The sequence below is a fragment of the Pseudomonas sp. MPDS genome, assembly GCF_013283895.1.
Lineage (GTDB): Bacteria > Pseudomonadota > Gammaproteobacteria > Pseudomonadales > Pseudomonadaceae > Aquipseudomonas > Aquipseudomonas rhizophila.
The window spans coordinates 1,475,928-1,496,970 of sequence record NZ_CP054128.1 but is presented as its reverse complement, the minus strand read 5'-3'; the positions used below and the strand labels follow the sequence as shown (position 1 = coordinate 1,496,970).

Genomic DNA, 21,043 nt, shown 5'->3' with positions numbered 1-21,043 from the left:
TTTAACCCGGTGCTTAAAGCCACAATTTAGCGCTGTCGGTGGGGTTGTCAGGCCCTGGCGCCGGGGTTCAAACTGCGGCCTTTGTCGCCGGCAAGCACCGGCGCTTCTCTTATATAGAAGAAGCTCGCTCAGCGCGCCATTGTGTCGGCGCCTGGCATCTTGACCATTCATTCAGGGATCCGGACATGGAACTGGTTGTAAAAAGCGTCAGCCCAGAAACGTTGAAAACCGCCACGCTGGTGGTTGCCGTCGGTGAAAACCGCCAGCTCGGCGTCGTCGCCACCCAACTCGACAGCCTGAGCGGCGGTGCCATCAGCGCTGTGCTCAAGCGCGGCGACCTGGCTGGCAAAGTCGGCCAGAGCCTGTTGCTGCACAACCTGCCCAACCTCAAGGCCGAGCGCGTGCTGCTGGTGGGCGTGGGCAAGGACGCCGAACTGGGCGACCGTCCGTTCCGTAAAATCATCGCCGGCGTGTTGGGCACCCTCAAGGGTCTGGGTGGCGCTGATGCCGTCCTGGCGCTGGACGAGTTGGTGGTCAAGGGTCGCGACAGCTACGGCAAAAACCGCCTGCTGGCTGAAACCCTGGTGGACGGCGAATACCAGTTCGACCAGTTCAAGAGCCAGAAAGCCGAACCCCGCGCCCTGAAAAAAATCACCCTGCTGACCATCAAGGCTGCCCAGGCTGAAGTTCAGCGTGCCGTGACCCACGCCACCGCGATCGCCAACGGCATGGCCTTCACCCGCGACCTGGGCAATCTGCCACCGAACATCTGCCACCCGACGTTCATGGGTGAACAGGCCAAGGCGTTGGGCAAGGAATTCAAGGGCCTGAAAGTCGAAGTCTTCGACGAAAAGAAAATCAAAGACCTGGGCATGGGCTCGTTCTACTCCGTCGGCCAGGGCAGCGCACAGCCGCCACGCCTGATCGTCATGCAATACAACGGTGGCAAGAAGTCCGAGAAGCCGTACGCACTGGTCGGCAAGGGCATCACCTTCGACACCGGCGGCATCAGCCTCAAGCCGGGCGCCGGCATGGATGAAATGAAGTACGACATGGGCGGCGCCGCGAGCGTGTTCGGCACCCTGCGCGCCGTGCTCGAACTGCAACTGCCGATCAACCTGGTGTGCATCCTGGCCTGCGCCGAGAACATGCCCAGCGGTAACGCCTCGCGTCCAGGCGACATCGTCACCACCATGAGCGGCCAGACCGTGGAAATCCTCAACACCGACGCCGAAGGCCGCCTGGTGCTGTGTGACGCCCTCACCTACTCCGAACGCTTCAAGCCGCAAGCGGTGATCGACATCGCCACCCTGACCGGCGCCTGCGTCGTCGCCCTCGGCGCCCACACCTCGGGCCTGCTGGGCAACAACGACGAGCTGATCGGTCAACTGCTCAGCGCCGGCCAGCAAGCCGACGACCGCGCCTGGCAATTGCCGCTGTTCGACGAATACCAGGAGCAGCTGGACAGCCCGTTCGCCGACATCGCCAACATCGGCGGCCCGAAAGCCGGGACGATCACCGCGGCGTGCTTCCTCTCGCGCTTCACCAAGAACCTGAACTGGGCGCACCTGGACATCGCCGGCACAGCCTGGACCAGCGGCGGCAAGGACAAGGGCGCCACCGGCCGGCCGGTTCCCCTGCTGACCCAATACCTGCTGGACCGCGCCAAGGCCTGACACCGATGACCGGCGTTGGCGTCGCCTTCGGGCGGCGCCAACGGCGGCTCAGGAACTGCAATGACCAAAGTCGATTTCTACATCCTGCCCAGCGCCGATCCGTCGGCGCGGCTGGATTTCGCCTGCAAGCTCACCGAAAAGGCCTGGCGCATGGGCCACCGCATCTACCTGCATTGCAGCGATGCCGCCCAGCGCGATGACCTCGATGCACGTCTGTGGGCCTTCAAGGGCGAGAGCTTCGTACCCCATGGCCCGGCCGAAAACGAACCCGAAGGATTGATCGTGCTCGGGCTGGGAGATGACTGCGGTCAGCACCAGGACTTGCTGGTCAACCTTGACCTGAAAGTGCCGCCTTTTGCCCAGCGCTTCGCCCGTGTGGCGGAAGTGGTGGTGGAAGACCCGGGCATCCGGCAAGCCGCGCGGGAGAGTTTCCGTTTCTACCGCGAACAGGGCTATCCTCTGCAAGACCACCGTTTACAGCGACTCTGAGCCCACGATGGACACTCCAAAACCGCCACAAAAGCCCACGCACCTGCTGGACGACCTCGAGTCGATCCGCCAACTGCTCGGCGACGACAACCTGCAACCACCGCTGTTGACCGATACGGTGGAGCACGAGCCCGAGCATGACGAGCAGATTCCACTGCTGTTCGAGCCGATCAACGGCCAGCCCGAACCCAAGCCGGCGCCCAAGGCCGAGGCCAAAGGCCCCGATGCGCTGTTGCACCTGGAAAGCGAACTGCGCGCCGCCGCGCAATTGATCATGCAAGACGTCATCGACGACTTCGCTCCGCACATCGAGACCGAGATCAAGCGCCGGCTGGATGCGCGGATGGAGCGATTGCTGAGTCAGTACGAATAACGCCCTCTGCCTCATTGTGAACATCCTGTGGGAGCGAGCCTGCTCGCGATAACGGACTGTCGGTCCCCATTGATGTTGAATCTGCTGGCCTCATCGCGAGCAGGCTCGCTCCCACAGGGTTCAACCGTGTCCGGCTTCTCGCTTGCTGCGTGTGGCTTGCATCTCCCCCGCCCGCTATACTTCCCGGCTTTTCCTGAATAAATGCCAATAGGGTCCCGCCGCGCATGGATAAGACCTACCAGCCGCACGCCATTGAAACTTCCTGGTACAACACCTGGGAGTCCGAGAATTATTTCGCTCCGCAAGGCGCGGGCGATTCCTACACCATCATGATCCCGCCGCCGAACGTCACCGGCAGCCTGCACATGGGCCACGGTTTCAACAACGCGATCATGGATGCCCTGATCCGTTTCCGCCGCATGCAAGGCCGCAACACCCTTTGGCAGCCGGGCACCGACCACGCTGGCATCGCCACGCAGATGCTGGTGGAACGTCGCCTCGAAGCCCAGGGCCAGAACCGCCATGACCTGGGACGCGAGAAATTCCTCGAGAAAGTCTGGGAATGGAAAGACGAGTCCGGTGGCAACATCAGCCGCCAGATCCGTCGCCTGGGCTCGTCCGTGGACTGGAGCCGCGAACGCTTCACCATGGATGACGGTCTTTCGGAAGCGGTGAAGGAAGCCTTCGTGCGCCTGCATGAAGACGGCCTGATCTATCGCGGCAAGCGCCTGGTCAACTGGGACACCAAGTTGCACACGGCCATTTCCGACCTCGAAGTGGAGAACCACGACGAGAAAGGCTTCCTGTGGAACCTGAAGTACCCGCTGGCCGACGGCGCCAAGACCGCCGAAGGCAAGGATTACCTGATCGTCGCCACCACGCGCCCGGAAACCATGCTGGGTGACTCCGCCGTTGCGGTGAACCCGAACGATGAGCGCTACCAAGCCCTGATTGGCAAGTTCGTCGAGCTGCCCCTGGTTGGCCGGCGCATTCCGATCATCGGCGACGATTACTGCGACCCCGAATTCGGCACCGGTTGCGTGAAAATCACCCCGGCCCACGATTTCAACGACTACGAAGTCGGCAAGCGCCACAACCTGCCGCTGCTGAACATCTTCGACAAGAACGCCAACGTGTTGCCGGCGGCCCAGGTGTTCAACCTCGACGGCACGCTGAACGAAAGCGTCGACGGCCAGATCCCGGCCGAATACGCCGGCCTGGACCGCTTTGAAGCGCGCAAGCAGATCGTCGCGGCATTCGACGCAGCCGGCCTGCTGGTCAGCGTCGATGATCACGGCCTGAAAGTGCCGAAAGGCGACCGCTCCGGCACCATTATCGAGCCGTGGCTGACCGATCAGTGGTACGTATCCACCAAACCGCTGGCCGAGCCTGCGATCGCTGCGGTAGAAGATGGCCGCATCCAGTTCGTGCCCAAGCAATACGAAAACATGTACTTCTCGTGGATGCGTGACATCCAGGACTGGTGCATCAGCCGCCAACTGTGGTGGGGCCACCGCATCCCGGCCTGGTACGACGAGTCAGGCAAGGTCTACGTCGGCCGCGATGAAGCCGAAGTCCGCGCCAAGCACAACCTCGGTCCGGACGTAGCTCTGCAACAGGACAACGACGTACTCGATACCTGGTTCAGCTCGGGCCTGTGGACCTTCTCCACCCTGGGCTGGCCACAGCAGACCGAGTTCCTGAAGAAATTCCACTCCACCGACGTACTGGTCACCGGCTTCGACATCATTTTCTTCTGGGTCGCCCGGATGATCATGCTGACCATGCACCTGGTGAAAAACGAAGACGGCACGCCACAAGTCCCGTTCAAGACCGTCTACGTGCACGGCCTGGTGCGCGATGGTCAGGGCCAGAAGATGTCCAAGTCCAAGGGCAACGTCCTGGACCCGCTGGACATCATCGACGGCATCGATCTGGAAACCCTGGTGCAGAAACGCACTTCGGGCCTGATGCAGCCAAAACTGGCGAAGAAAATCGAGAAGGCCACCCGCGAAGAATTCGCCGACGGCATCGCCAGCTACGGCACCGACGCCCTGCGCTTCACCTTCTGCTCGCTAGCGTCCACCGGTCGCGACATCAAGTTCGACATGGGCCGCGTCGAGGGTTATCGCAACTTCTGCAACAAGATCTGGAACGCCGCGCGCTACGTGCTGGACAAGGGCGAAGACTGCGGCCAGAACGGCGAAGCCTTTGAGCTGACCCTGGCTGATCGCTGGATTATTTCCCAGCTGCAACGCACCGAAGCCGAAGTGACCCGCCAGCTCGATCAGTTCCGTTTCGACCTGGCGGCACAAGCGTTGTACGAGTTCATCTGGAACCAGTATTGCGACTGGTACCTGGAACTGTCCAAACCAGTGCTGTGGGACGAAAACGCCCCGGTCGAACGCCAGCGCGGCACCCGCCGCACCCTGGTGCGCGTGCTGGAAGTCGCCCTGCGCCTGGCGCATCCGTTCATGCCGTTCATCACCGAGGAAATCTGGCAGCGTGTCGCTCCGCTGGCGGGCGCCCAAGGCAAGACGATCATGCTGCAGCCGTGGCCGGTGGCCAACGAAACCCGCATCGACCCGGCCGCCGAAGACGACATCGAATGGCTCAAGACCTTCATGCTGGGCCTGCGTAACATCCGCGCCGAAATGAACATCGGTCCGGGCAAACCGCTGAACCTGTTCCTGAACAATGCCAGCGCCGAAGACCTGCGCCGCCTCCACGAGAACGAAGCACTGCTCAAGAAACTGGCCAAGCTCGAATCAGTGACCGTCCTGGCCGCTGGCGAAGAAGCACCGCTGTCCGCCACCGCCTTGGTTGGCGAGATGGAAGTGCTGGTGCCGATGGCCGGCCTGATCGACAAGGCTGCCGAACTGGCGCGCCTGGATAAGGAAATCCTGCGTTTGAAGGGCGAAGTCCAGCGTGTCGGCGGCAAACTGTCCAACGCCGGTTTCGTTGACAAGGCGCCGGCTGAAGTCATCGAGAAGGAACGCGCCAAACTGGCCGAGGCTGAACAGGCCTTGGGCAAGCTGGCCGAGCAACATGCGCGGATCTCCAGCCTGTAACGGGGATTGCCAATGAAGAAGGAGGTCCTGATGGACCTCCTTTTTTTATGCCTGGTACTTTCTAGTGAACACGCTTGCCCCCTGTGGGAGCGAGCCTGCTCGCGATGACGGCGGTACATTCAACATTGGTGCAAGCTGACCCACCGCTATCGCGAGCAGGCTCGCTCCCACAGTAGATCGCGCCGATCGTTGCAGTTGGGTTCGCAGGGGCAGGATGTGGGACAATGCCCGCCACTTTTTGAACCCTCCCCGAATCGACCCGCACATGACCGCCCCTCGCACGCCCAAGCCAGCACGCTCCAAGCCCAAACCCGCCATCGAGGCCAAAGTGCCGCGGGAGAAAGCCAGCCTGCACCCACGCAATCGCCACCAGGGTCACTACGACTTCCCGGCATTGATCAAGTCCACGCCCGAATTGGCGAAGTTCGTGATCATCAACCCCTATGGCAAGGAAAGCATCGACTTCGCCAGCCCGGAAGCCGTAAGGGTGTTCAACCGGGCGCTGCTCAAGTCCTTCTACGGCATCGCCCATTGGGACATTCCGGCCGACTACCTGTGCCCTCCGGTGCCAGGACGTGCGGACTACGTGCATTTCCTCGCTGATTTACTGGCCAGTCACAACGAAGGAACGATTCCACGCGGGGCGGCGGTGAAGGTGCTGGACATCGGCACGGGGGCCAACTGCGTGTACCCGCTGATCGGCTACAGCGATTACCGCTGGCATTTCCTCGGTTCGGAAATCGATCCGACGGCCATTGCCTCGGCCAAAGCCATTGTCCAGTCCAACGGGCTGAACAAAGCCATCCAACTGCGCCAACAAGCCAACCGCAAGCAGATCCTGTTGGGTTTGCTGGAAGAGGCCGAGCGGTTCGACCTGACAATGTGCAACCCACCCTTCCACGCCTCCCTGGAGGAAGCCACCAAGGGCAGCCAGCGCAAATGGCGTGCGCTGGGCAAGGCCGACCCGAAGCGCAAGCTGCCGGTGCTGAATTTTGGCGGTCAGGCGGCGGAGTTGTGGTGCGAGGGCGGAGAGGCCCGGTTTGTGACGCAACTGATCGGCGAGAGCGCACAGGTGGCCAGCCAGGTGCTGTGGTTCAGCACGCTGGTGTCAAAGGCGTCGAATCTACCGGCGATTCAAACCGCCTTGAAAAAGGCCGGGGCGCTGCACAGCCAGGTGGTGGAAATGTCCCAGGGGCAGAAGCAGAGCCGCTTTGTGGCCTGGACCTTCCAGACCGAGGCACAGCAGCAGGCGTGGCGCCAGTCGCGTTGGGTTCGCAAGGGCTGAGTGGGAGCAAGGCCTTGCTGCCACAAATGCCCTGACCACAGACCACTTTTTCCAAGGCAATAAAAAACCGTGCCCGGATCACTCCGCAGCACGGTTTTCTTTTAAACGCGATCTTACTTGTTGATGCCGTCGGTCAGCGCTTTGGCTGGAACGAACTTAACAACTTTCTTGGCAGCGATTTCGATGGCTGCGCCAGTCGAAGGGTTGCGGCCGGTGCGGGCAGGACGCTCGGTGACTTTCAGCTTGCCGATGCCTGGCAAGGTGATTTCGCCGCCATTTTCCAGCTGATCGGCAACGATCTGACCCAGTTGGTCCAAAGCGTTACGCGCGGTGGTTTTAGGCGCGTCGATAGCTTCAGCGATGTCAGCGATCAGTTGGTCTTTAGTAAGAGCCATGTAGTGTTCCTTCCCTATCAAATTCATATGGATTGCAGAGTGCAGTGTCAGCCATCGAGCCCGATCTCAGAGGATCAGACACCCTCGGTAATCACCACGACGGATCGGGGTAATAGATGCCGAAAACCGGGTTTGGTTCGACCTGACAAATGCTGAATGCACGCTTAACGCAGTGACTTCGCGTAAGACCGGGCAAAACTAGCACAACGCCTGTGAAATATCCGCCTCTAGCTACCCATTTGGTCAGCTTTCTTGCGCGAAAACGGTAAAAAAATGCATATGGCGTGTCGGACGGGTCTGAAAGGGGCTTTGCAGGGTTCCAAAACCAGTGATTGCGGTACACTGGGCCTTTTTGGGGGAGCGCGCCCTCCTCTCTTTCATCAGCCGAGAAATCCATGCCGATCCGTCATTGCATCGTCCACCTGATCGACAAAAAACCCGACGGCACGCCCGCCGTGCTCCATGCCCGTGACTCCGAGTTGAGCGAGTCCACGGCCATCGAGAACATGCTCGCCGACCTCAACGAGAGCTATAACGCCAAACAAGGCAAGGCCTGGGGCTTCTTCCATGCCGAGTCCGGGGCGCACCCGTTCAGCGGCTGGCTGAAGGAGTATCTCGACGGCGGCAAGGATTTCACCGCATTCAGTCGCGTGGCGGTGGAGCATCTGCAAAAGCTGATGGAAGAGTCCAACCTGTCGGTGGGCGGCCACGTGTTGTTTGCCCATTATCAACAGGGCATGACCGATTACCTGGCGATCGCCCTGCTGCACCACAGCGAAGGCGTGGCGGTCACCGACGAACTGGACGTGACCCCGTCCCGTCACCTTGATCTGGGCCAACTGCACCTGGCAGCGCGAATCAATGTGTCGGAATGGCAGAACAACAAACAGTCCAGGCAGTACATCTCGTTCATCAAGGGTAAGAACGGCAAGAAGGTCTCGGAGTATTTCCGCGACTTCATCGGCTGCCAGGAAGGCGTCGACGGCCCCGGCGAAACCCGCACCCTGCTCAAGGCCTTCAGTGATTTCGTCGAAAGCGAAGACCTGCCCGAGGACGACGCCCGGGAGAAAACCAAGACCCTGGTGGATTACGCCAGCAGCCAGGCCAAGCTCGGCGAGCCGATGGGCCTGGAAGAGCTGTCCGAACTGATCGACGAAGATCGCCCGAAAGCCTTCTACGACCACATTCGCAACAAGGACTACGGGTTGTCGCCGGAGATTCCGGCGGATAAACGCACCCTCAACCAGTTCCGCCGCTTCACCGGCCGCGCCGAAGGCTTGTCCATCAGTTTCGAAGCCCACCTGCTGGGCTCCAAGATCGAATATGACGAAGAAGCCGGCACGCTGATCATCAAGGGCCTGCCCACGTCGCTGACCGATCAGCTCAAGCGCCGTAACTGATGCTCGCAAAGGTTCTGAAGAAGTTTCTGCTGATTTTGCTGGTGGTTGTGGCGTACCAGAACTGGGGCAAGATCGAGCGGGTATTCAATCCCTCGCAGATGCTGCCTGAACAGATCCGGGCCGATGCCCGGGTCGTGCTGTACGCCACCGACTGGTGCGGTTACTGCAAGGCGACCCGGCGGTTTCTGGATGAAAAAGGCGTGCCCTATCGCGAGTTCGATATCGAGAAAAACGCTCAGGCGCGCAAGGCCTATGAGGCGCTGGGCGGGCGCGGGATCCCGATTCTGGATGTAAATGGCACGCTGATTCGTGGTTTTGAGCCGCAGAACATCCTTGAGGCACTGTCCGCGAAATAGGTTTGTCCGCTAGCGATGATGCTGGATCGGATGGCCTCATCGCGAGCAGGCTCGCTCCCACAGGGATTCGTGGCGGACGCCAAGCCTGTTACCACTGCAAATCCAGTGTGGGAGCGAGCTTGCTCGCGATGGCGGTGGTCCAGTCAGAGCGCAAGCCCTGGGTAGACGGTAAGCGCCCATTAGTCGGGACTGTCAACTCCTACAGTATCAATGCCTGAAATAGCGTTCATTTTTTATATGCCCCCTCAGCCGAAGCCGTCGCTGAGCCGAACCTCTTGCGAGAACGCCTGAACAGACGGAGCATATAAAATGAACTCGATACAGCACTACCCAGCCCGAAACCGCGTTATAAAAATCACCCACCGCGCCTTGGTGTTGTCTTTCATTGCGATCTACGCCGGTTCCGCCTCTGCCGCGCAATACACCTGCCAACTCTTCCTGCCACCGAACCAAACCGTCATACAGACCACCACCGTTTTCAACGGGAGCAGCACGAGCGATGCAATCCGCCGCGCCACAACGATCTTCGACCTGCAAGGCCTTATTCCTCCCAATGCGCCACACCTGGTTCTATGCGAGCTGTAATATCGGGTGATCGCTTCTGGAATAAACGCCCGGAATTGCCTGCTCCGGGCGACAGATCGGCTTTAATCGAGCGCCTGACTTTCTTATCAGGTTGATAATTGAAAACCCAGCCGTGGAAAGTGCACATGCACCACACCGCCAAGCGCGTCTTCGCGACGCAGGATCAGCTCTTCACGACCGGCAAATAACAACTCTCCGGCCACCGGGTCGACGCCATAATCGGTTGCGGCAATCGTCACCTGCTGCCCTTTCGTGAACCCGTTCGGTTCCTCGAATGACTCATCCGGCAGCGCTGCCGGCGCAGCGTTGCGAGCCACTTCCAAAGCCTCTTCGGAACTCATCGCGTGCGACGCGCCATGGCCAAAACCCAGCACTCGCGCCAACCATGCCGAGATCGCCGGGTAGGTGTCTACCAGCGGCGAAGTCACCGCAGTGCCTTTGAGAAACCACAGAGGGTGAGCCATGGCGAAGTCGGCAATCGATGGATCGCCCAACAGAAAGTCACCCTCCTCGCGCTGCAACTGTTGCTCAAGACGCGCCATGATCGTGGGCCATTGGTGCTTGGCCTGTTCGGCAGACAGATGCTTGGTCGTACCGCCACTGAACAGCCCGGCCCGATCGCTGATAAACGTCTTGATGACTTCAGGCGGCAACTTAGCGAAACGCACCGCCACCGACTCCGGCTGAAACACCAGGCTTACCGCATGTTGAAACACCACCGAATCGGCCCATGCGGCAAAAGACGCTGCAATCATCTCCCGGCCTTCGGGAAACAACGCCGGCGAAGCTTTTTCCTGCTCCAACCGACGGGCGATCAGCGCCGTGTCGCAATAGATATCCGCGCCGATCTGCAATACCGGGGTCTTGCGATAGCCGCCCGTCAGTGCCGTCAGGTCGGGCTTGGGCATCATTGGCGGGATATGCACCGAACGCCAGGACAGGCCCTTGAAACCCAGTAACAAGCGGGCTTTCTCGGCGAAGGGAGACGTCGGGTAATGATGAAGAATCAGCTCTGACATGAGGTTCGCCACTGCGGGGAGGAAGTCCCGCAGCTTAGCGTGCCAGGGTCCGACAGCCTACCCTTCTGATGAAGCCGTATCAGCGCGGTTGATGGAACATCGATGCACTCGCCACCAGGCACTCCTTGGCGCTTTTCTTGAGTTTCTTGATCAATCGCTCCTGGCGCAGGGCTTCACCCTTGTCGCGACAGGCTTCGGTGTACACCAGCGCCACCGCCGGGCTGGAAAGGAAAAAACGCGCGCCCTTGCCGCTTTGATGCTTGGCGAAACGCCGTACCGGATCATCACTGATGCCGCAGTACAGCGAACCGTTGGCGGCCCGCACCAGGTAGACGAACCAGGGCTTGCCCGGTTCGGCTGCAGCTTGCCCTGGCAGGTCGGAGGATGGGTTGGCGGTCGTCACAGGATGTTCAGCAGACGTGTAGAAAACAAGCCGCAATCTTATCAGCGACTGGCCTGAAACGCCCGTAGCCCCTTGAGGGCCTGGGCTCTGACGGCATTGCGCACCAGCGGCGTCCAGCCCAGCAGCAGGCCCTTGGTGCCCAATGCCTGGCGGGACCAGCGCCATAGATCAAAACTGTCATGGTGCTCGCAAATCTTGCCGTCGCGAAACACGAACCGTGCCTGAATGTCATTGACCACCGTGTTGCCGGTCTGGCTGAACAGGTAAGTCGCGACCCAGTGGGCACCGCCGGTACGCTCATCGCTGCGCACGTTATCGAAGGTCAGGGAAAAATCCTTGGCCCGAGTGGTGAGCATGCGCCACATGTCGCCGGCATCGCGCCCGCGCAGCTCACCGAACGCCGGGTCGCTGAACACCACGTCGTCGGTGTAGCAGGCGCTCATGGCGTCGGCATCCAGACGCTGGAAGGCCTGGTAGAAGCGGGTGATCAAGGCGTTGTGGGCATCACTCATGGACAAGCTCCGAAAATCTTCAGTAGAGCTGCACGATAATCTGCTCTGGCGAGGAACACTATCGTCATTCGCCATGAAAATAACATCAGCGAAGATCACTGACTCTTTCGCTGCTGACCCCAACGTATAGCGCCCGGCCGGCTCCGATGCCCGCAATGATCGCGCCCAGGCCAATCACGCCGAAGATCCAGCCCAGGGCATTCCAGCCGCCGGTCCAGTCGTGGACCACCCCGACCGCGAACGGCCCCATGGACGCCAATGTGTAGCCGAACCCTTGGGCCATGCTGGAAAGATTCGCCGCCACATGGGCGTCCCGCGAGCGCAGCACGATCAGCGTCAGCGCCAGGCTGAACGTTGCTCCCTGCCCAAGCCCCAACAGGATCGCCCAGCCCCACAAGCCTTCAATGGGCGCATAGAGGCATCCGAACAGCCCGCCCAGGGTCATGACCATGACGATCACAATGGCCAGGCGTTGATCCTTGCCCCGGGTCGCCAGCCAGGGCGCCGCCAGGGAACTGATCAGTTGCACGATGACCGAGCCGGACAACACCAGCCCGGCCTGGGTCGGCGTCAGGCCACGGCCAATGAGGATCGACGGCAGCCAGCCGAACACGATGTAGGCCAGGGATGATTGCAACCCCATGTACAACGTCACCTGCCAGGCCAACGGGTCACGCAGCAAACCGCGAACCCGATATGCCACCTGATGAGCACCGTGTTTCTGGCCCACTTGCGGCAGCCAGAACACGGCGGCCAGCAGCGCCGGCACCACCCAGAACCCCAGGCCCATCGCCCAGCTGTGATTCAGATGCTCGCTCAACGGCACGGTGGCCCCGGCCGCCATCGCCGCCCCCAGGCACAGCGCCATGGTGTAGACGCCGGTCATGGCGCCGGCGTGTTTGGCGAAGTCACGCTTGACGATGCCCGGCAACAGCACACCGATCACACCAATGCTCGCGCCGGCCAGGATGCTGCCAGCAAACAGGCCGATCTGGCCGAAAGAACTGCGCAAAATGATCCCACCGGCCAGGGCCAGCAAGATTCCCAACACTACCCGCTCAGCTCCAAAGCGCCGCGCCAGCACCGGCGCCAGCGGTGCGAACAGGCCCAGGCAAAGCACTGGCAGCGTCGTCAGCAAGCCGGCCTGGGCAGCCGACAAACCAAGGCTTTTTGAAACTTCACTAAGCAATGGGGCCATGCTCGACAGCGCCGGACGCAGGTTCAGCGCCACCAGGATCAACCCGAGCAGTAACAGCCAGGGTTTGCGCAGCAATGGAGGGGCCTGCTGGGTCTGCTCATCGTCGGTTTCGGCGTCGATCAGCAAATGTTCAAGCTCTGCGGCGCGTTTGGGCGTCGTCGGGGTCATGCGGTCAAGCGTATCGCGGGACATGGAAAGCTCTGGTTCAGGGTTCATTGATCAACTGTCGACGGAGGGCCTTGGCCCATTGCCGAACCTGTTGTTCGACAGCGTCGAGGATTCGATGTGCAGATCGAACACCGGTTGAGGACGAGGACGAAGCTCTGGCGCCACTGCGCGCCGATGACGCTTGGGAAGTCACGATAGCCTTCGCTGAGCGCAGGGGTAGGCAGCATGGGTTGAATTTTCTGACAGATTAGTCAGCTTCTTGTAGGACGGCAACCGCCTAAGGTCAATGCGAGGGAAAAGGAGCGAAATTTTCGATTGGTCAAAATTACCCCTTAAGGGTAATTTTAAGGACAAGGCATACAGTTCTATGGAAAAGAGCACACCCCACTACGACCTGGCAGTCGTCAAGGCCGAAGTCCTCAGGCTGGGGAACAAGGCATTCACAATGAGCGCTCAGCAAGGCGCTCGAAGAATGTCGTTAAGCACTGCCCGGATGCTGCAAATCATGGCCTCGCTGGAGTACAGGATGTTGCACAAATCGATGACGACCTATGCCGATCATCGAATCTGGCAGGACGTTTATCACACCACATTTCAGGATCGGGAGATTTACATCAAGGTGACCTACCGCCCTGGCGGTGGGCATCCGGTAGTCTCCTTCAAGGAGAAAGACCAATGAAAACGCAGCAATGTGTCAACTGCGGTACTCAAGACGCCATGCAGCACTTTGAGGGCCGCAGCTTTACCATCGACTACAAGCAGGTAGCACGGCAGGTGCACGACATCGCCGGATGGGAGTGCCGGGTCTGTGGTGAAATCGAATTTGATCACGACACCGACAGCGCGCAACGTTATTCCCAGGCGAGCGATCAGTTGCTCGAAGATTGTGCCCAGGCGATGGCGGCGGAGATGAAACGCATCCGCCGCAAACTGCACCTCACGCAAAAAGACGCGGTGAAACTGCTGTCTGGCGGCGGACACAACGCCTTTTCCCGTTACGAGCGTGGCGAAGTCGCCCCACCGCAACCACTGTTCATGCTGATGCGCCTGCTCGATCGTCATCCCCACCTGATGGCGGAAGTACTCGCACTGAGCGAGGGCACCGATTTGAAGCAGTTGTTGACTACCCGCCATCCGGAACAGGCAACCGTTCTGACACCCTGAATCCCAGGCAAAAATAAACCCGGACAAGTCCGGGTCTATTTCAATGCCTAAGGCCGGATCAATGCAGAATCTGGCTCAGGAACAGCTTGGTGCGGTCGTTCTGCGGGTTATCGAAGAAGTCGTTCGGCGCGGCCTGTTCGACGATTTCGCCCTTGTCCATGAAGATCACACGGTTGGCCACGGTGCGGGCAAAGCCCATTTCGTGGGTCACGCAGAGCATGGTCATGCCGTCTTCGGCCAGGCCGATCATGGTGTCCAGAACCTCTTTCACCATTTCCGGGTCGAGCGCTGAAGTCGGTTCATCGAACAGCATGATTTTCGGTTTCATGCACAGGGCACGGGCGATGGCCACACGCTGCTGCTGGCCGCCGGAGAGCTGGCCCGGGTATTTGTGCGCCTGCTCTGGAATGCGTACGCGCTCCAGGTAATGCATGGCGATTTCCTCGGCCTTGCGCTTGGGCATCTTGCGCACCCACATCGGCGCCAGGGTGCAGTTCTGCAGGATGGTCAAGTGCGGGAACAGGTTGAAGTGCTGGAACACCATGCCGACTTCACGGCGGATCGCTTCGATCTGCTTGAGGTCGTTGGTCAGTTCCACGCCATCGACCACGATGCGACCCTGCTGGTGTTCTTCCAGGCGGTTGAGGCAACGGATGGTGGTGGACTTGCCGGAACCCGACGGGCCGCACAGCACGATACGCTCGCCCTGCTGGACGTTCAGGTTGATGTCTTTCAACACGTGGAACTGGCCGTACCACTTGTTCACGCCCTGCATCTGAATAATGCCTTCAGGGCTCACAGGCTGTTTGATCGCTTCACTCATAAACTACGCTCCTAACGCTTGTGGCCAGTGTCCAGCTTGCGTTCCAAATGCATGGAATAGCGGGACATACCAAAACAGAAAATCCAGAACACCAGGGCGGCGAACACATAGCCTTCGGTGGCCATGCCCAGCCATTTCGGGTCGGCGGCAGCTTGTTTCACGCTGTTGAGCAGGTCGAACAGGCCGATGATGATCACCAGGCTGGTGTCCTTGAACAACGCGATGAAGGTGTTGACGATACCCGGGATCACCATCTTCAGGGCTTGCGGCAGAATCACCAGGCCCATGCTGCGCCAGTAGCCCAGGCCCATCGCCGCGGCCGCTTCGTACTGACCTTTGGGAATGGCTTGCAAGCCGCCACGCACCACTTCAGCCACGTAGGCCGACTGGAACAGGATCACGCCGATCAGTGCCCGCAGCAGCTTGTCGAAGTTCATGCCTTCAGGCAGGAACAGCGGCAGCATCACCGAGGACATGAACAGCACCGTGATCAACGGCACGCCGCGCCAGAATTCGATGAAGGTCACGCAGACCACACGAATCGCCGGCATGTTCGAACGCCGCCCCAAAGCCAGCACGATGCCCAACGGCAAAGCCCCGGCGATACCGACGGTGGCGATCACCAGGGTCAGCATCAGGCCGCCCCATTGGCTGGTCGGCACGGTGGTCAAGCCGAATACACCACCGTGCAACAGGCACCAGGCGATGATCGGATACAGCACCAGGAAACTCAGGCCGTAGACCGCCTTGCGCGGGAAGCGCGAGATGAACAGCGGAGCCACGCCGATGACCGCCAGCCACACGGTCAGGTCCACGCGCCAGCGCAGGTCCGTCGGATAGTAGCCGTACATGAACTGGCCGAAGCGCTGCTGGATGAACACCCAGCAGGCGCCCTCCTTGGTGCAGTCAGCCTGTGTGGTGCCGACCCAGTTGGCGTCGAGGATCGCCCAACTGATGATCGGTGGAACGACCAGGTAAATCAGGTAGAACGCAAACAACGTCAGCAAGGTGTTGAGCCAGCTGGAGAACATGTTCGCGCGCATCCACGCCACCACGCCGATGCTACTGCTCGGTGGGGGCATGTCAGGTTTGAAAGTATGGGATGTCATGCGCGTTTTTCCTCACCGCTCGATCAGCGCAATGCGCTTGTTGTACCAGTTCATCAGCAGGGAAATGCTGATACTGATCGCCAGGTACACGCTCATGGTGATCGCAATAACTTCGATCGCCTGCCCGGTCTGGTTCAGCACCGTACCGGCAAACAGCGAAACCATTTCCGGATAACCGATACCGGCCGCCAGCGAGGAGTTCTTCGCCAGGTTCAGGTATTGGCTGGTCAGCGGCGGGATGATCACGCGCAGGGCTTGCGGGATGATCACCTTGCGCAAGGTCGGACCGTTACGCAGGCCCAGGGAATGGGCGGCTTCGGTCTGGCCGTGGCTGACCGACTTGATGCCCGAACGCACGATCTCGGCGATGAACGCCGCGGTGTACACCGTCAGTGCCAACGTCAATGCCAGCAATTCGGGAATCAGCACCCAGCCACCGACGAAGTTGAAGCCCTTGAGTTCCGGCATTTCCCAGTGCACAGGGGCTCCGAAGACCAGGGCGCACAGCGCCGGGATTACCAGGAACAGCGCCAGGCCCACCCAGAATTTATGGAACGGCTCACCCGTGGCTTCGAAACGCTTGTTGGCCCAGCGGGTCATCAGCACGATGGCGACGATGGCCAGCACGACGCTGATCACGAATGGCCAAAACCCGTCCGCCACCAGCGCGGCCGGCATGTTCAGGCCCCGGCTGCTGACAAAGAAGGTGTCGCCGAAGTTATGGGCGGCGCGGGGCCCCGGCATGGTGAGGAATACCGCGAAGTACCAGAACAGGATCTGCAGCAGTGGCGGGATATTACGGAAAACCTCCACATACACCGTTGCCACTTTGGCGATGATCCAGTTTTTCGACAGTCGGGCCACGCCGACAATGAAACCGAGAATCGTCGCCAGGATCACGCCGATGAACGTCACCAGCAGAGTGTTGAGCAACCCGATGACAAAGACGCGGGCATAGCTGTCCGCTTCGGTGTAGTCGATCAGGGTTTGAGCGATGCCGAACCCGGCACTGCGCTCCAGAAAGCTGAAGCCGGAGGTGATGCCCCGGTGCTCTAGGTTGGTTTGCGTGTTGTCGAACAGAAACCAGCCCAGTGAAACCACCGCCACAATGGTGACGATCTGAAATACCCAGGCACGCACGCGTGGATCGCTGAGGCTAAGCCTCTGCTTAGGTGCGCCGATTGAATTTTGCATGAAGTGCCCCGCAAAGAATGGAACAGAACATCACCCGGTGGTTGGCCCACCGGGTGATAGAACCATCAGCGCACTGGTGGTGCGTATTGAATGCCGCCGTTGGTCCACAGCGCGTTCAGGCCGCGATCGATTTCCAGCGGGGTGCCTTTGCCGAGGTTGCGCTCGAACACTTCACCGTAGTTACCGACTTGTTTGACGATCTGGACAACCCAGTCTTTGGGCAGCTTCAGGTCTTTACCATATTCACCGTCAGCGCCGAGCATACGGGCGACGTCCGGGTTCTTGGTGGATTTGGCTTCAGCTTCAACGTTCTTCGAAGTGATGCCGGCTTCTTCGGCGTTGAGCATGGCGTAGCCAGTCCAGCGCACAACGGCCAGCCACTCGTCATCGCCGTTACGCACGACCGGGCCCAGTGGTTCCTTGGAAATGGTTTCCGGCAGAACCACGTAGTCCTTCGGCGCGGCCAGCTTGCTGCGCTGGGCAAACAGCTGGGACTTGTCGGAGGTCAGCACGTCGCAACGACCGGATTCCAGCGACTTGGCGCTTTCATCGGAGGTGTCGAAGGTGATCGGGGTGTATTTGAGGCCATTGCCACGGAAGTAGTCGGAGACGTTCAGCTCGGTAGTGGTACCGGCCTGGATGCAGATGGTTGCACCGTCCAGTTCCTTGGCGCTCTTGACGCCCAGCTTGTTGTTTACCAGGAAGCCGATGCCGTCGTAGTAGGTGATGAAGCCTGGAAATTTCAGGCCCATGCCCGCGTCACGGGAACTGGTCATGGTGGTGTTGCGCGAAAGGATGTCGATTTCGCCGGACTGCAGCGCGGTGAAGCGCTCCTTGGCGTTCAACTGGCTGAACTTCACCTTAGTCGCATCGCCAAACACAGCAGCCGCCACGGCACGGCAGAAGTCCGCGTCAATGCCGAGAATCTTGCCACTTGCATCGGGTACCGAGAAACCCGGCAAGCCATCACTCACGCCGCATTGCACAAAGCCTTTCTTCTGTACGGCATCCAGGGTTGCACCCGCCTGAGCGAACCCGCTGACGCCGAGCACTGCTGCTGCAGTCACGACGGCCAGGGTGGATTTCAGTAACTTCATTCAAACCTCCAGTTTTGCTCTTGTTGTGTCGGAGCTCGAGCCCTGTCGCACCCTTATGGGGCATTGCAGACCCTTGTTGGCTTTTTTTAGGGTCAACCGACGTCTGGACCTTCGCTATGAGTCTAATAATGAGAATGCCCCTAAACAGGGCGCCTGCCTCATCTCTCACCAATCGGCCGAACGGGCTGTAGCCCTTCACGTTCGCGAAGCCCGTAGCGGCTATTGGCGAACATCCATCACCGGATTTCTGATATCCCATGCGGCGCGTCAAGCTGATAGTGTTACCGCGCAGCGTAAGAATCATCACTCAAGCTACCTCAAAGCAAACGCCGTACCACACCGCTGCGCTTGACCCTTATGAGACACGTCAAGACAAAAACTTTTAAGATTGCGACATCTAATTAACTGAGGCACCGGGCCCGCACTGTAATAACGCACTGAATGAGCGCGCCCGCACAGATTTGGAGCAGACCATGACCGACCCCTTGATTCTCGAGCCCAGCGGCACCGCCGACGCGTGCGTCATCTGGCTCCACGGCCTGGGCGCCGATCGTTACGACTTCCTGCCGGTGGCCGAAATGCTGCAGCAAAGCCTGCTCACGACACGTTTCGTTCTGCCTCAAGCGCCGACCCAGCCGGTGAGCATCAACGGCGGCTACGCCATGCCGAGTTGGTACGATATCCGCGCCCTGAGCCCCGCGCGGGCCATCGACGAGCAACAGCTGGAAGTGTCGGCGCAGCGGGTCATCGACCTGATCGAAGCCCAGCGAGCCCTTGGAATAGACGCCTCGCGGATTTTCCTCGCAGGTTTCTCCCAAGGCGGCGCGGTGGTCTATCACACCGCGTTCGTGAAATGGCAGGGTCCATTGGGGGGCGTAGTCGCGCTGTCCACTTATGCACCGACTTTCAGCGAAGAACTGCAATTGTCGGCCAGCCAGCAGCGCATTCCGGTATTGGCGCTACACGGCCAGTACGACGAAGTGGTACTCAACCCCATGGGGCGGACCGCGAAAGAGTATTTGAAACAGCATGGTGTCACCGTGACATGGCAAGAATACCCAATGGGCCATGAAGTGTTACCCGAAGAGATTCGCGACATCGGCACCTGGCTGAGCGAGCGGTTGCGCTAAGCGGGCGTGAGGACATGTCAACCCCTTGACGATCACACTACGCCGCGCCCGTTTCTTGCATTACACTGGCCGGCGTACATTCCTTAACCAATCGATGAGATGACCGTGCTCAAAGCACTCAAGAAGATGTTCGGTAAAAGCGAGGCCGAGCAGCTCGTGCCTGGCCCCAGCGCACCTGCCCACAGCCCGAGTCGTGCCGAGGTGCAAAAAAAGCCGCGGCGGACAACGCCTGTTGCGAACACAGAAAAAGACGCGGCCACCGCGCCTGTCGCTCCCGCGCCGCAACAGCCACACAACGAAGCCCCCAAGCCACGCCGCGAGCGCGCCCCAAAACCGCCGGTCGTCGCCTGGAAGCTCGAGGATTTCGTCGTAGAACCCCAGGAAGGCAAGACCCGCTTCCATGATTTCAAACTCGCCCCTGAACTGATGCATGCCATCCAGGACCTGGGCTTCCCCTACTGCACGCCAATCCAGGCGCAGGTGCTGGGATTCACCCTCGCCGGTAAAGATGCCATCGGCCGCGCCCAGACCGGTACCGGCAAGACCGCCGCGTTCCTGATTTCCATCATTACCCAGTTGCTGCAGACCCCGCCGCCCAAAGAACGCTACATGGGCGAGCCACGGGCGCTGATCATCGCACCGACCCGCGAGCTGGTGGTGCAGATCGCCAAGGACGCCGCCGACCTGACCAAGTACACCGGACTGAACGTCATGACGTTCGTCGGCGGCATGGACTTCGACAAGCAGCTCAAGCACCTCGAAGCCCGTCACTGCGACATTCTGGTGGCAACACCGGGACGCCTGCTGGACTTCAACCAGCGCGGCGATGTGCACCTGGACATGGTCGAAGTGATGGTGCTGGACGAAGCCGACCGCATGCTCGACATGGGTTTCATCCCGCAAGTGCGCCAGATCATTCGCCAGACCCCACCGAAAAGCGAACGCCAGACCCTGCTGTTTTCCGCCACGTTCACCGAAGACGTGATGAACCTGGCCAAGCAATGGACCACCGACCCGTCCATCGTCGAGATCGAGGCGCTGAACGTCGCGAGCGAAAACGTCGAGCAGCACATCTACGCTGTGGCCGGCGCCGACAAGTACAAGCTGCTCTACAACCTGGTCAACGACAACGGTTGGGAGCGCGTGATGGTGTTCGCCAACCGCAAGGACGAAGTACGTCGTATCGAGGAGCGCCTGGTACGCGATGGCGTCAACGCCGCCCAGTTGTCGGGCGACGTGCCGCAACACAAGCGTATCAAGACGCTGGAAGGCTTTCGCGAAGGCAAGATCCGTGTGCTGGTGGCCACCGATGTGGCCGGGCGCGGGATTCATATCGACGGGATCAGCCACGTGATCAACTTCACCCTGCCGGAAGTGCCGGATGACTATGTGCACCGGATCGGGCGTACTGGGCGTGCAGGCGCCGCTGGCGTATCGATCAGCTTCGCCGGTGAGGATGACTCCTATCAGTTGCCGTCCATCGAAGCGTTGCTGGGGAAGAAGATCAATTGCGAAACCCCACCGACTCATCTACTTCGGCCGGTTGAGCGCAAACGCCCTTAACCGTCGTCAGGAACCAGAAAGCGCAGCCGCTAA

21 protein-coding genes are annotated in these 21,043 nt (G+C 60.1%); 12 read left to right on the top strand and 9 right to left on the bottom strand.

The window, feature by feature from the left end:
* The first annotated feature begins 185 nt into the window (after positions 1-185).
* From HQ912_RS06525 to rlmF, 5 genes are all read left to right on the top strand, one after another.
* Positions 186-1,676 (top strand): leucyl aminopeptidase, encoded by a 1,491-nt coding sequence (locus tag HQ912_RS06525; protein ID WP_047228877.1) that lies wholly within the window; start codon positions 186-188, stop codon positions 1,674-1,676.
* Between the two features lie 60 nt (positions 1,677-1,736).
* Positions 1,737-2,165: a DNA polymerase III subunit chi gene (locus HQ912_RS06520; protein WP_047228876.1), complete on the top strand. Its 429-nt coding sequence runs from the start codon at positions 1,737-1,739 to the stop codon at positions 2,163-2,165.
* 7 nt (positions 2,166-2,172) lie between these two features.
* Positions 2,173-2,538, top strand: coding sequence for a hypothetical protein (locus HQ912_RS06515; protein ID WP_047228875.1), 366 nt, complete (start codon positions 2,173-2,175; stop codon positions 2,536-2,538).
* Positions 2,539-2,762: 224 nt separating this feature from the next.
* On the top strand, positions 2,763-5,609 hold the full coding sequence (locus tag HQ912_RS06510) for a valine--tRNA ligase (protein ID WP_139049213.1): 2,847 nt from the start codon (positions 2,763-2,765) through the stop codon (positions 5,607-5,609).
* 265 nt (positions 5,610-5,874) lie between these two features.
* The gene (gene rlmF / locus HQ912_RS06505; protein WP_047228873.1) at positions 5,875-6,894 is read left to right on the top strand and encodes a 23S rRNA (adenine(1618)-N(6))-methyltransferase RlmF; all 1,020 of its coding nucleotides are present in this window, start codon (positions 5,875-5,877) and stop codon (positions 6,892-6,894) included.
* Between the two features lie 113 nt (positions 6,895-7,007).
* Here rlmF and HQ912_RS06500 read toward each other — a convergent pair whose 3' ends face one another.
* Positions 7,008-7,289, bottom strand: a complete 282-nt coding sequence (locus HQ912_RS06500; RefSeq protein WP_047228872.1) for an HU family DNA-binding protein — start codon at positions 7,287-7,289, stop codon at positions 7,008-7,010.
* 395 nt (positions 7,290-7,684) lie between these two features.
* Here HQ912_RS06500 and yejK point away from each other — a divergent pair, with 395 nt between their 5' ends.
* The 3 genes from yejK to HQ912_RS06485 all read left to right on the top strand — a co-directional run bounded on the left by yejK (position 7,685) and on the right by HQ912_RS06485 (position 9,630).
* On the top strand, positions 7,685-8,689 hold the full coding sequence (gene yejK / locus HQ912_RS06495; RefSeq protein ID WP_173406591.1) for a nucleoid-associated protein YejK: 1,005 nt from the start codon (positions 7,685-7,687) through the stop codon (positions 8,687-8,689).
* Positions 8,689-9,045: a glutaredoxin family protein gene (locus tag HQ912_RS06490; protein WP_173406590.1), complete on the top strand. Its 357-nt coding sequence runs from the start codon at positions 8,689-8,691 to the stop codon at positions 9,043-9,045. Before yejK ends, HQ912_RS06490 begins: the two co-directional genes overlap by 1 nt.
* A gap of 309 nt (positions 9,046-9,354) precedes the next feature.
* On the top strand, positions 9,355-9,630 hold the full coding sequence (locus tag HQ912_RS06485) for a hypothetical protein (RefSeq protein WP_173406589.1): 276 nt from the start codon (positions 9,355-9,357) through the stop codon (positions 9,628-9,630).
* Positions 9,631-9,716: 86 nt separating this feature from the next.
* Here the strand turns inward: HQ912_RS06485 and HQ912_RS06480 are convergent, their stop codons facing one another.
* From HQ912_RS06480 to HQ912_RS06465, 4 genes are all read right to left on the bottom strand, one after another.
* Positions 9,717-10,649, bottom strand: coding sequence for a glutathione S-transferase family protein (locus tag HQ912_RS06480; RefSeq protein ID WP_173406588.1), 933 nt, complete (start codon positions 10,647-10,649; stop codon positions 9,717-9,719).
* Positions 10,650-10,728: 79 nt separating this feature from the next.
* Entirely contained in the window at positions 10,729-11,052 is a 324-nt protein-coding gene (locus tag HQ912_RS06475; protein ID WP_076383632.1) for a GIY-YIG nuclease family protein, read from the bottom strand.
* Between the two features lie 41 nt (positions 11,053-11,093).
* Positions 11,094-11,564 (bottom strand): nuclear transport factor 2 family protein, encoded by a 471-nt coding sequence (locus HQ912_RS06470; protein ID WP_047228866.1) that lies wholly within the window; start codon positions 11,562-11,564, stop codon positions 11,094-11,096.
* 85 nt (positions 11,565-11,649) lie between these two features.
* Positions 11,650-12,978 (bottom strand): CynX/NimT family MFS transporter, encoded by a 1,329-nt coding sequence (locus HQ912_RS06465; RefSeq protein WP_047228865.1) that lies wholly within the window; start codon positions 12,976-12,978, stop codon positions 11,650-11,652.
* A 319-nt stretch (positions 12,979-13,297) separates the two neighbouring features.
* On the opposite strand from HQ912_RS06465, the gene HQ912_RS06460 reads away from it, so the two are divergent.
* Together HQ912_RS06460 and HQ912_RS06455 are read left to right on the top strand one after the other, a co-directional pair.
* Positions 13,298-13,609, top strand: coding sequence for a type II toxin-antitoxin system MqsR family toxin (locus HQ912_RS06460; RefSeq protein ID WP_047228864.1), 312 nt, complete (start codon positions 13,298-13,300; stop codon positions 13,607-13,609).
* Positions 13,606-14,094, top strand: a complete 489-nt coding sequence (locus HQ912_RS06455; RefSeq protein ID WP_047228863.1) for a type II toxin-antitoxin system MqsA family antitoxin — start codon at positions 13,606-13,608, stop codon at positions 14,092-14,094. The genes HQ912_RS06460 and HQ912_RS06455 overlap by 4 nt, the downstream gene beginning before the upstream one ends.
* Before the next feature lie 58 nt (positions 14,095-14,152).
* On the opposite strand, the gene HQ912_RS06450 is transcribed toward HQ912_RS06455, so the two are convergent.
* The 4 genes from HQ912_RS06450 to HQ912_RS06435 form a co-directional block, all read right to left on the bottom strand.
* Positions 14,153-14,917: an amino acid ABC transporter ATP-binding protein gene (locus tag HQ912_RS06450; protein WP_047228862.1), complete on the bottom strand. Its 765-nt coding sequence runs from the start codon at positions 14,915-14,917 to the stop codon at positions 14,153-14,155.
* 11 nt (positions 14,918-14,928) lie between these two features.
* Entirely contained in the window at positions 14,929-16,026 is a 1,098-nt protein-coding gene (locus HQ912_RS06445) for an amino acid ABC transporter permease (protein WP_047228861.1), read from the bottom strand.
* A gap of 12 nt (positions 16,027-16,038) precedes the next feature.
* Positions 16,039-17,220 (bottom strand): amino acid ABC transporter permease, encoded by a 1,182-nt coding sequence (locus tag HQ912_RS06440; RefSeq protein ID WP_047228860.1) that lies wholly within the window; start codon positions 17,218-17,220, stop codon positions 16,039-16,041.
* 65 nt (positions 17,221-17,285) lie between these two features.
* On the bottom strand, positions 17,286-18,317 hold the full coding sequence (locus tag HQ912_RS06435; protein WP_047228859.1) for an amino acid ABC transporter substrate-binding protein: 1,032 nt from the start codon (positions 18,315-18,317) through the stop codon (positions 17,286-17,288).
* 473 nt (positions 18,318-18,790) lie between these two features.
* Between HQ912_RS06435 and HQ912_RS06430 the strand changes: the two genes are divergently transcribed.
* Both HQ912_RS06430 and rhlB read left to right on the top strand, forming a co-directional pair.
* Positions 18,791-19,447, top strand: a complete 657-nt coding sequence (locus tag HQ912_RS06430; RefSeq protein ID WP_173406587.1) for an alpha/beta hydrolase — start codon at positions 18,791-18,793, stop codon at positions 19,445-19,447.
* Between the two features lie 99 nt (positions 19,448-19,546).
* Positions 19,547-21,010, top strand: a complete 1,464-nt coding sequence (gene rhlB / locus HQ912_RS06425) for an ATP-dependent RNA helicase RhlB (protein WP_047228857.1) — start codon at positions 19,547-19,549, stop codon at positions 21,008-21,010.
* The last annotated feature ends 33 nt before the right edge of the window (positions 21,011-21,043 follow it).

What these genes read in the sequence shown, in the direction of transcription:
- HQ912_RS06480 (WP_173406588.1), bottom strand. Translation starts at nt 10,649, where the DNA reads ATGTCAGAGCTGATTCTTCATCATTACCCGACGTCTCCCTTCGCCGAG.
- HQ912_RS06460 (WP_047228864.1), top strand. Translation starts at nt 13,298, where the DNA reads ATGGAAAAGAGCACACCCCACTACGACCTGGCAGTCGTCAAGGCCGAA.
- HQ912_RS06515 (WP_047228875.1), top strand. Translation starts at nt 2,173, where the DNA reads ATGGACACTCCAAAACCGCCACAAAAGCCCACGCACCTGCTGGACGAC.
- HQ912_RS06440 (WP_047228860.1), bottom strand. Translation starts at nt 17,220, where the DNA reads ATGCAAAATTCAATCGGCGCACCTAAGCAGAGGCTTAGCCTCAGCGAT.
- rlmF (WP_047228873.1), top strand. Translation starts at nt 5,875, where the DNA reads ATGACCGCCCCTCGCACGCCCAAGCCAGCACGCTCCAAGCCCAAACCC.
- HQ912_RS06430 (WP_173406587.1), top strand. Translation starts at nt 18,791, where the DNA reads ATGACCGACCCCTTGATTCTCGAGCCCAGCGGCACCGCCGACGCGTGC.
- HQ912_RS06500 (WP_047228872.1), bottom strand. Translation starts at nt 7,289, where the DNA reads ATGGCTCTTACTAAAGACCAACTGATCGCTGACATCGCTGAAGCTATC.
- HQ912_RS06485 (WP_173406589.1), top strand. Translation starts at nt 9,355, where the DNA reads ATGAACTCGATACAGCACTACCCAGCCCGAAACCGCGTTATAAAAATC.
- HQ912_RS06465 (WP_047228865.1), bottom strand. Translation starts at nt 12,978, where the DNA reads ATGAACCCTGAACCAGAGCTTTCCATGTCCCGCGATACGCTTGACCGC.
- rhlB (WP_047228857.1), top strand. Translation starts at nt 19,547, where the DNA reads ATGACCGTGCTCAAAGCACTCAAGAAGATGTTCGGTAAAAGCGAGGCC.
- HQ912_RS06525 (WP_047228877.1), top strand. Translation starts at nt 186, where the DNA reads ATGGAACTGGTTGTAAAAAGCGTCAGCCCAGAAACGTTGAAAACCGCC.
- HQ912_RS06510 (WP_139049213.1), top strand. Translation starts at nt 2,763, where the DNA reads ATGGATAAGACCTACCAGCCGCACGCCATTGAAACTTCCTGGTACAAC.
- HQ912_RS06445 (WP_047228861.1), bottom strand. Translation starts at nt 16,026, where the DNA reads ATGACATCCCATACTTTCAAACCTGACATGCCCCCACCGAGCAGTAGC.
- HQ912_RS06450 (WP_047228862.1), bottom strand. Translation starts at nt 14,917, where the DNA reads ATGAGTGAAGCGATCAAACAGCCTGTGAGCCCTGAAGGCATTATTCAG.
- HQ912_RS06520 (WP_047228876.1), top strand. Translation starts at nt 1,737, where the DNA reads ATGACCAAAGTCGATTTCTACATCCTGCCCAGCGCCGATCCGTCGGCG.
- yejK (WP_173406591.1), top strand. Translation starts at nt 7,685, where the DNA reads ATGCCGATCCGTCATTGCATCGTCCACCTGATCGACAAAAAACCCGAC.
- HQ912_RS06470 (WP_047228866.1), bottom strand. Translation starts at nt 11,564, where the DNA reads ATGAGTGATGCCCACAACGCCTTGATCACCCGCTTCTACCAGGCCTTC.
- HQ912_RS06455 (WP_047228863.1), top strand. Translation starts at nt 13,606, where the DNA reads ATGAAAACGCAGCAATGTGTCAACTGCGGTACTCAAGACGCCATGCAG.
- HQ912_RS06435 (WP_047228859.1), bottom strand. Translation starts at nt 18,317, where the DNA reads ATGAAGTTACTGAAATCCACCCTGGCCGTCGTGACTGCAGCAGCAGTG.
- HQ912_RS06490 (WP_173406590.1), top strand. Translation starts at nt 8,689, where the DNA reads ATGCTCGCAAAGGTTCTGAAGAAGTTTCTGCTGATTTTGCTGGTGGTT.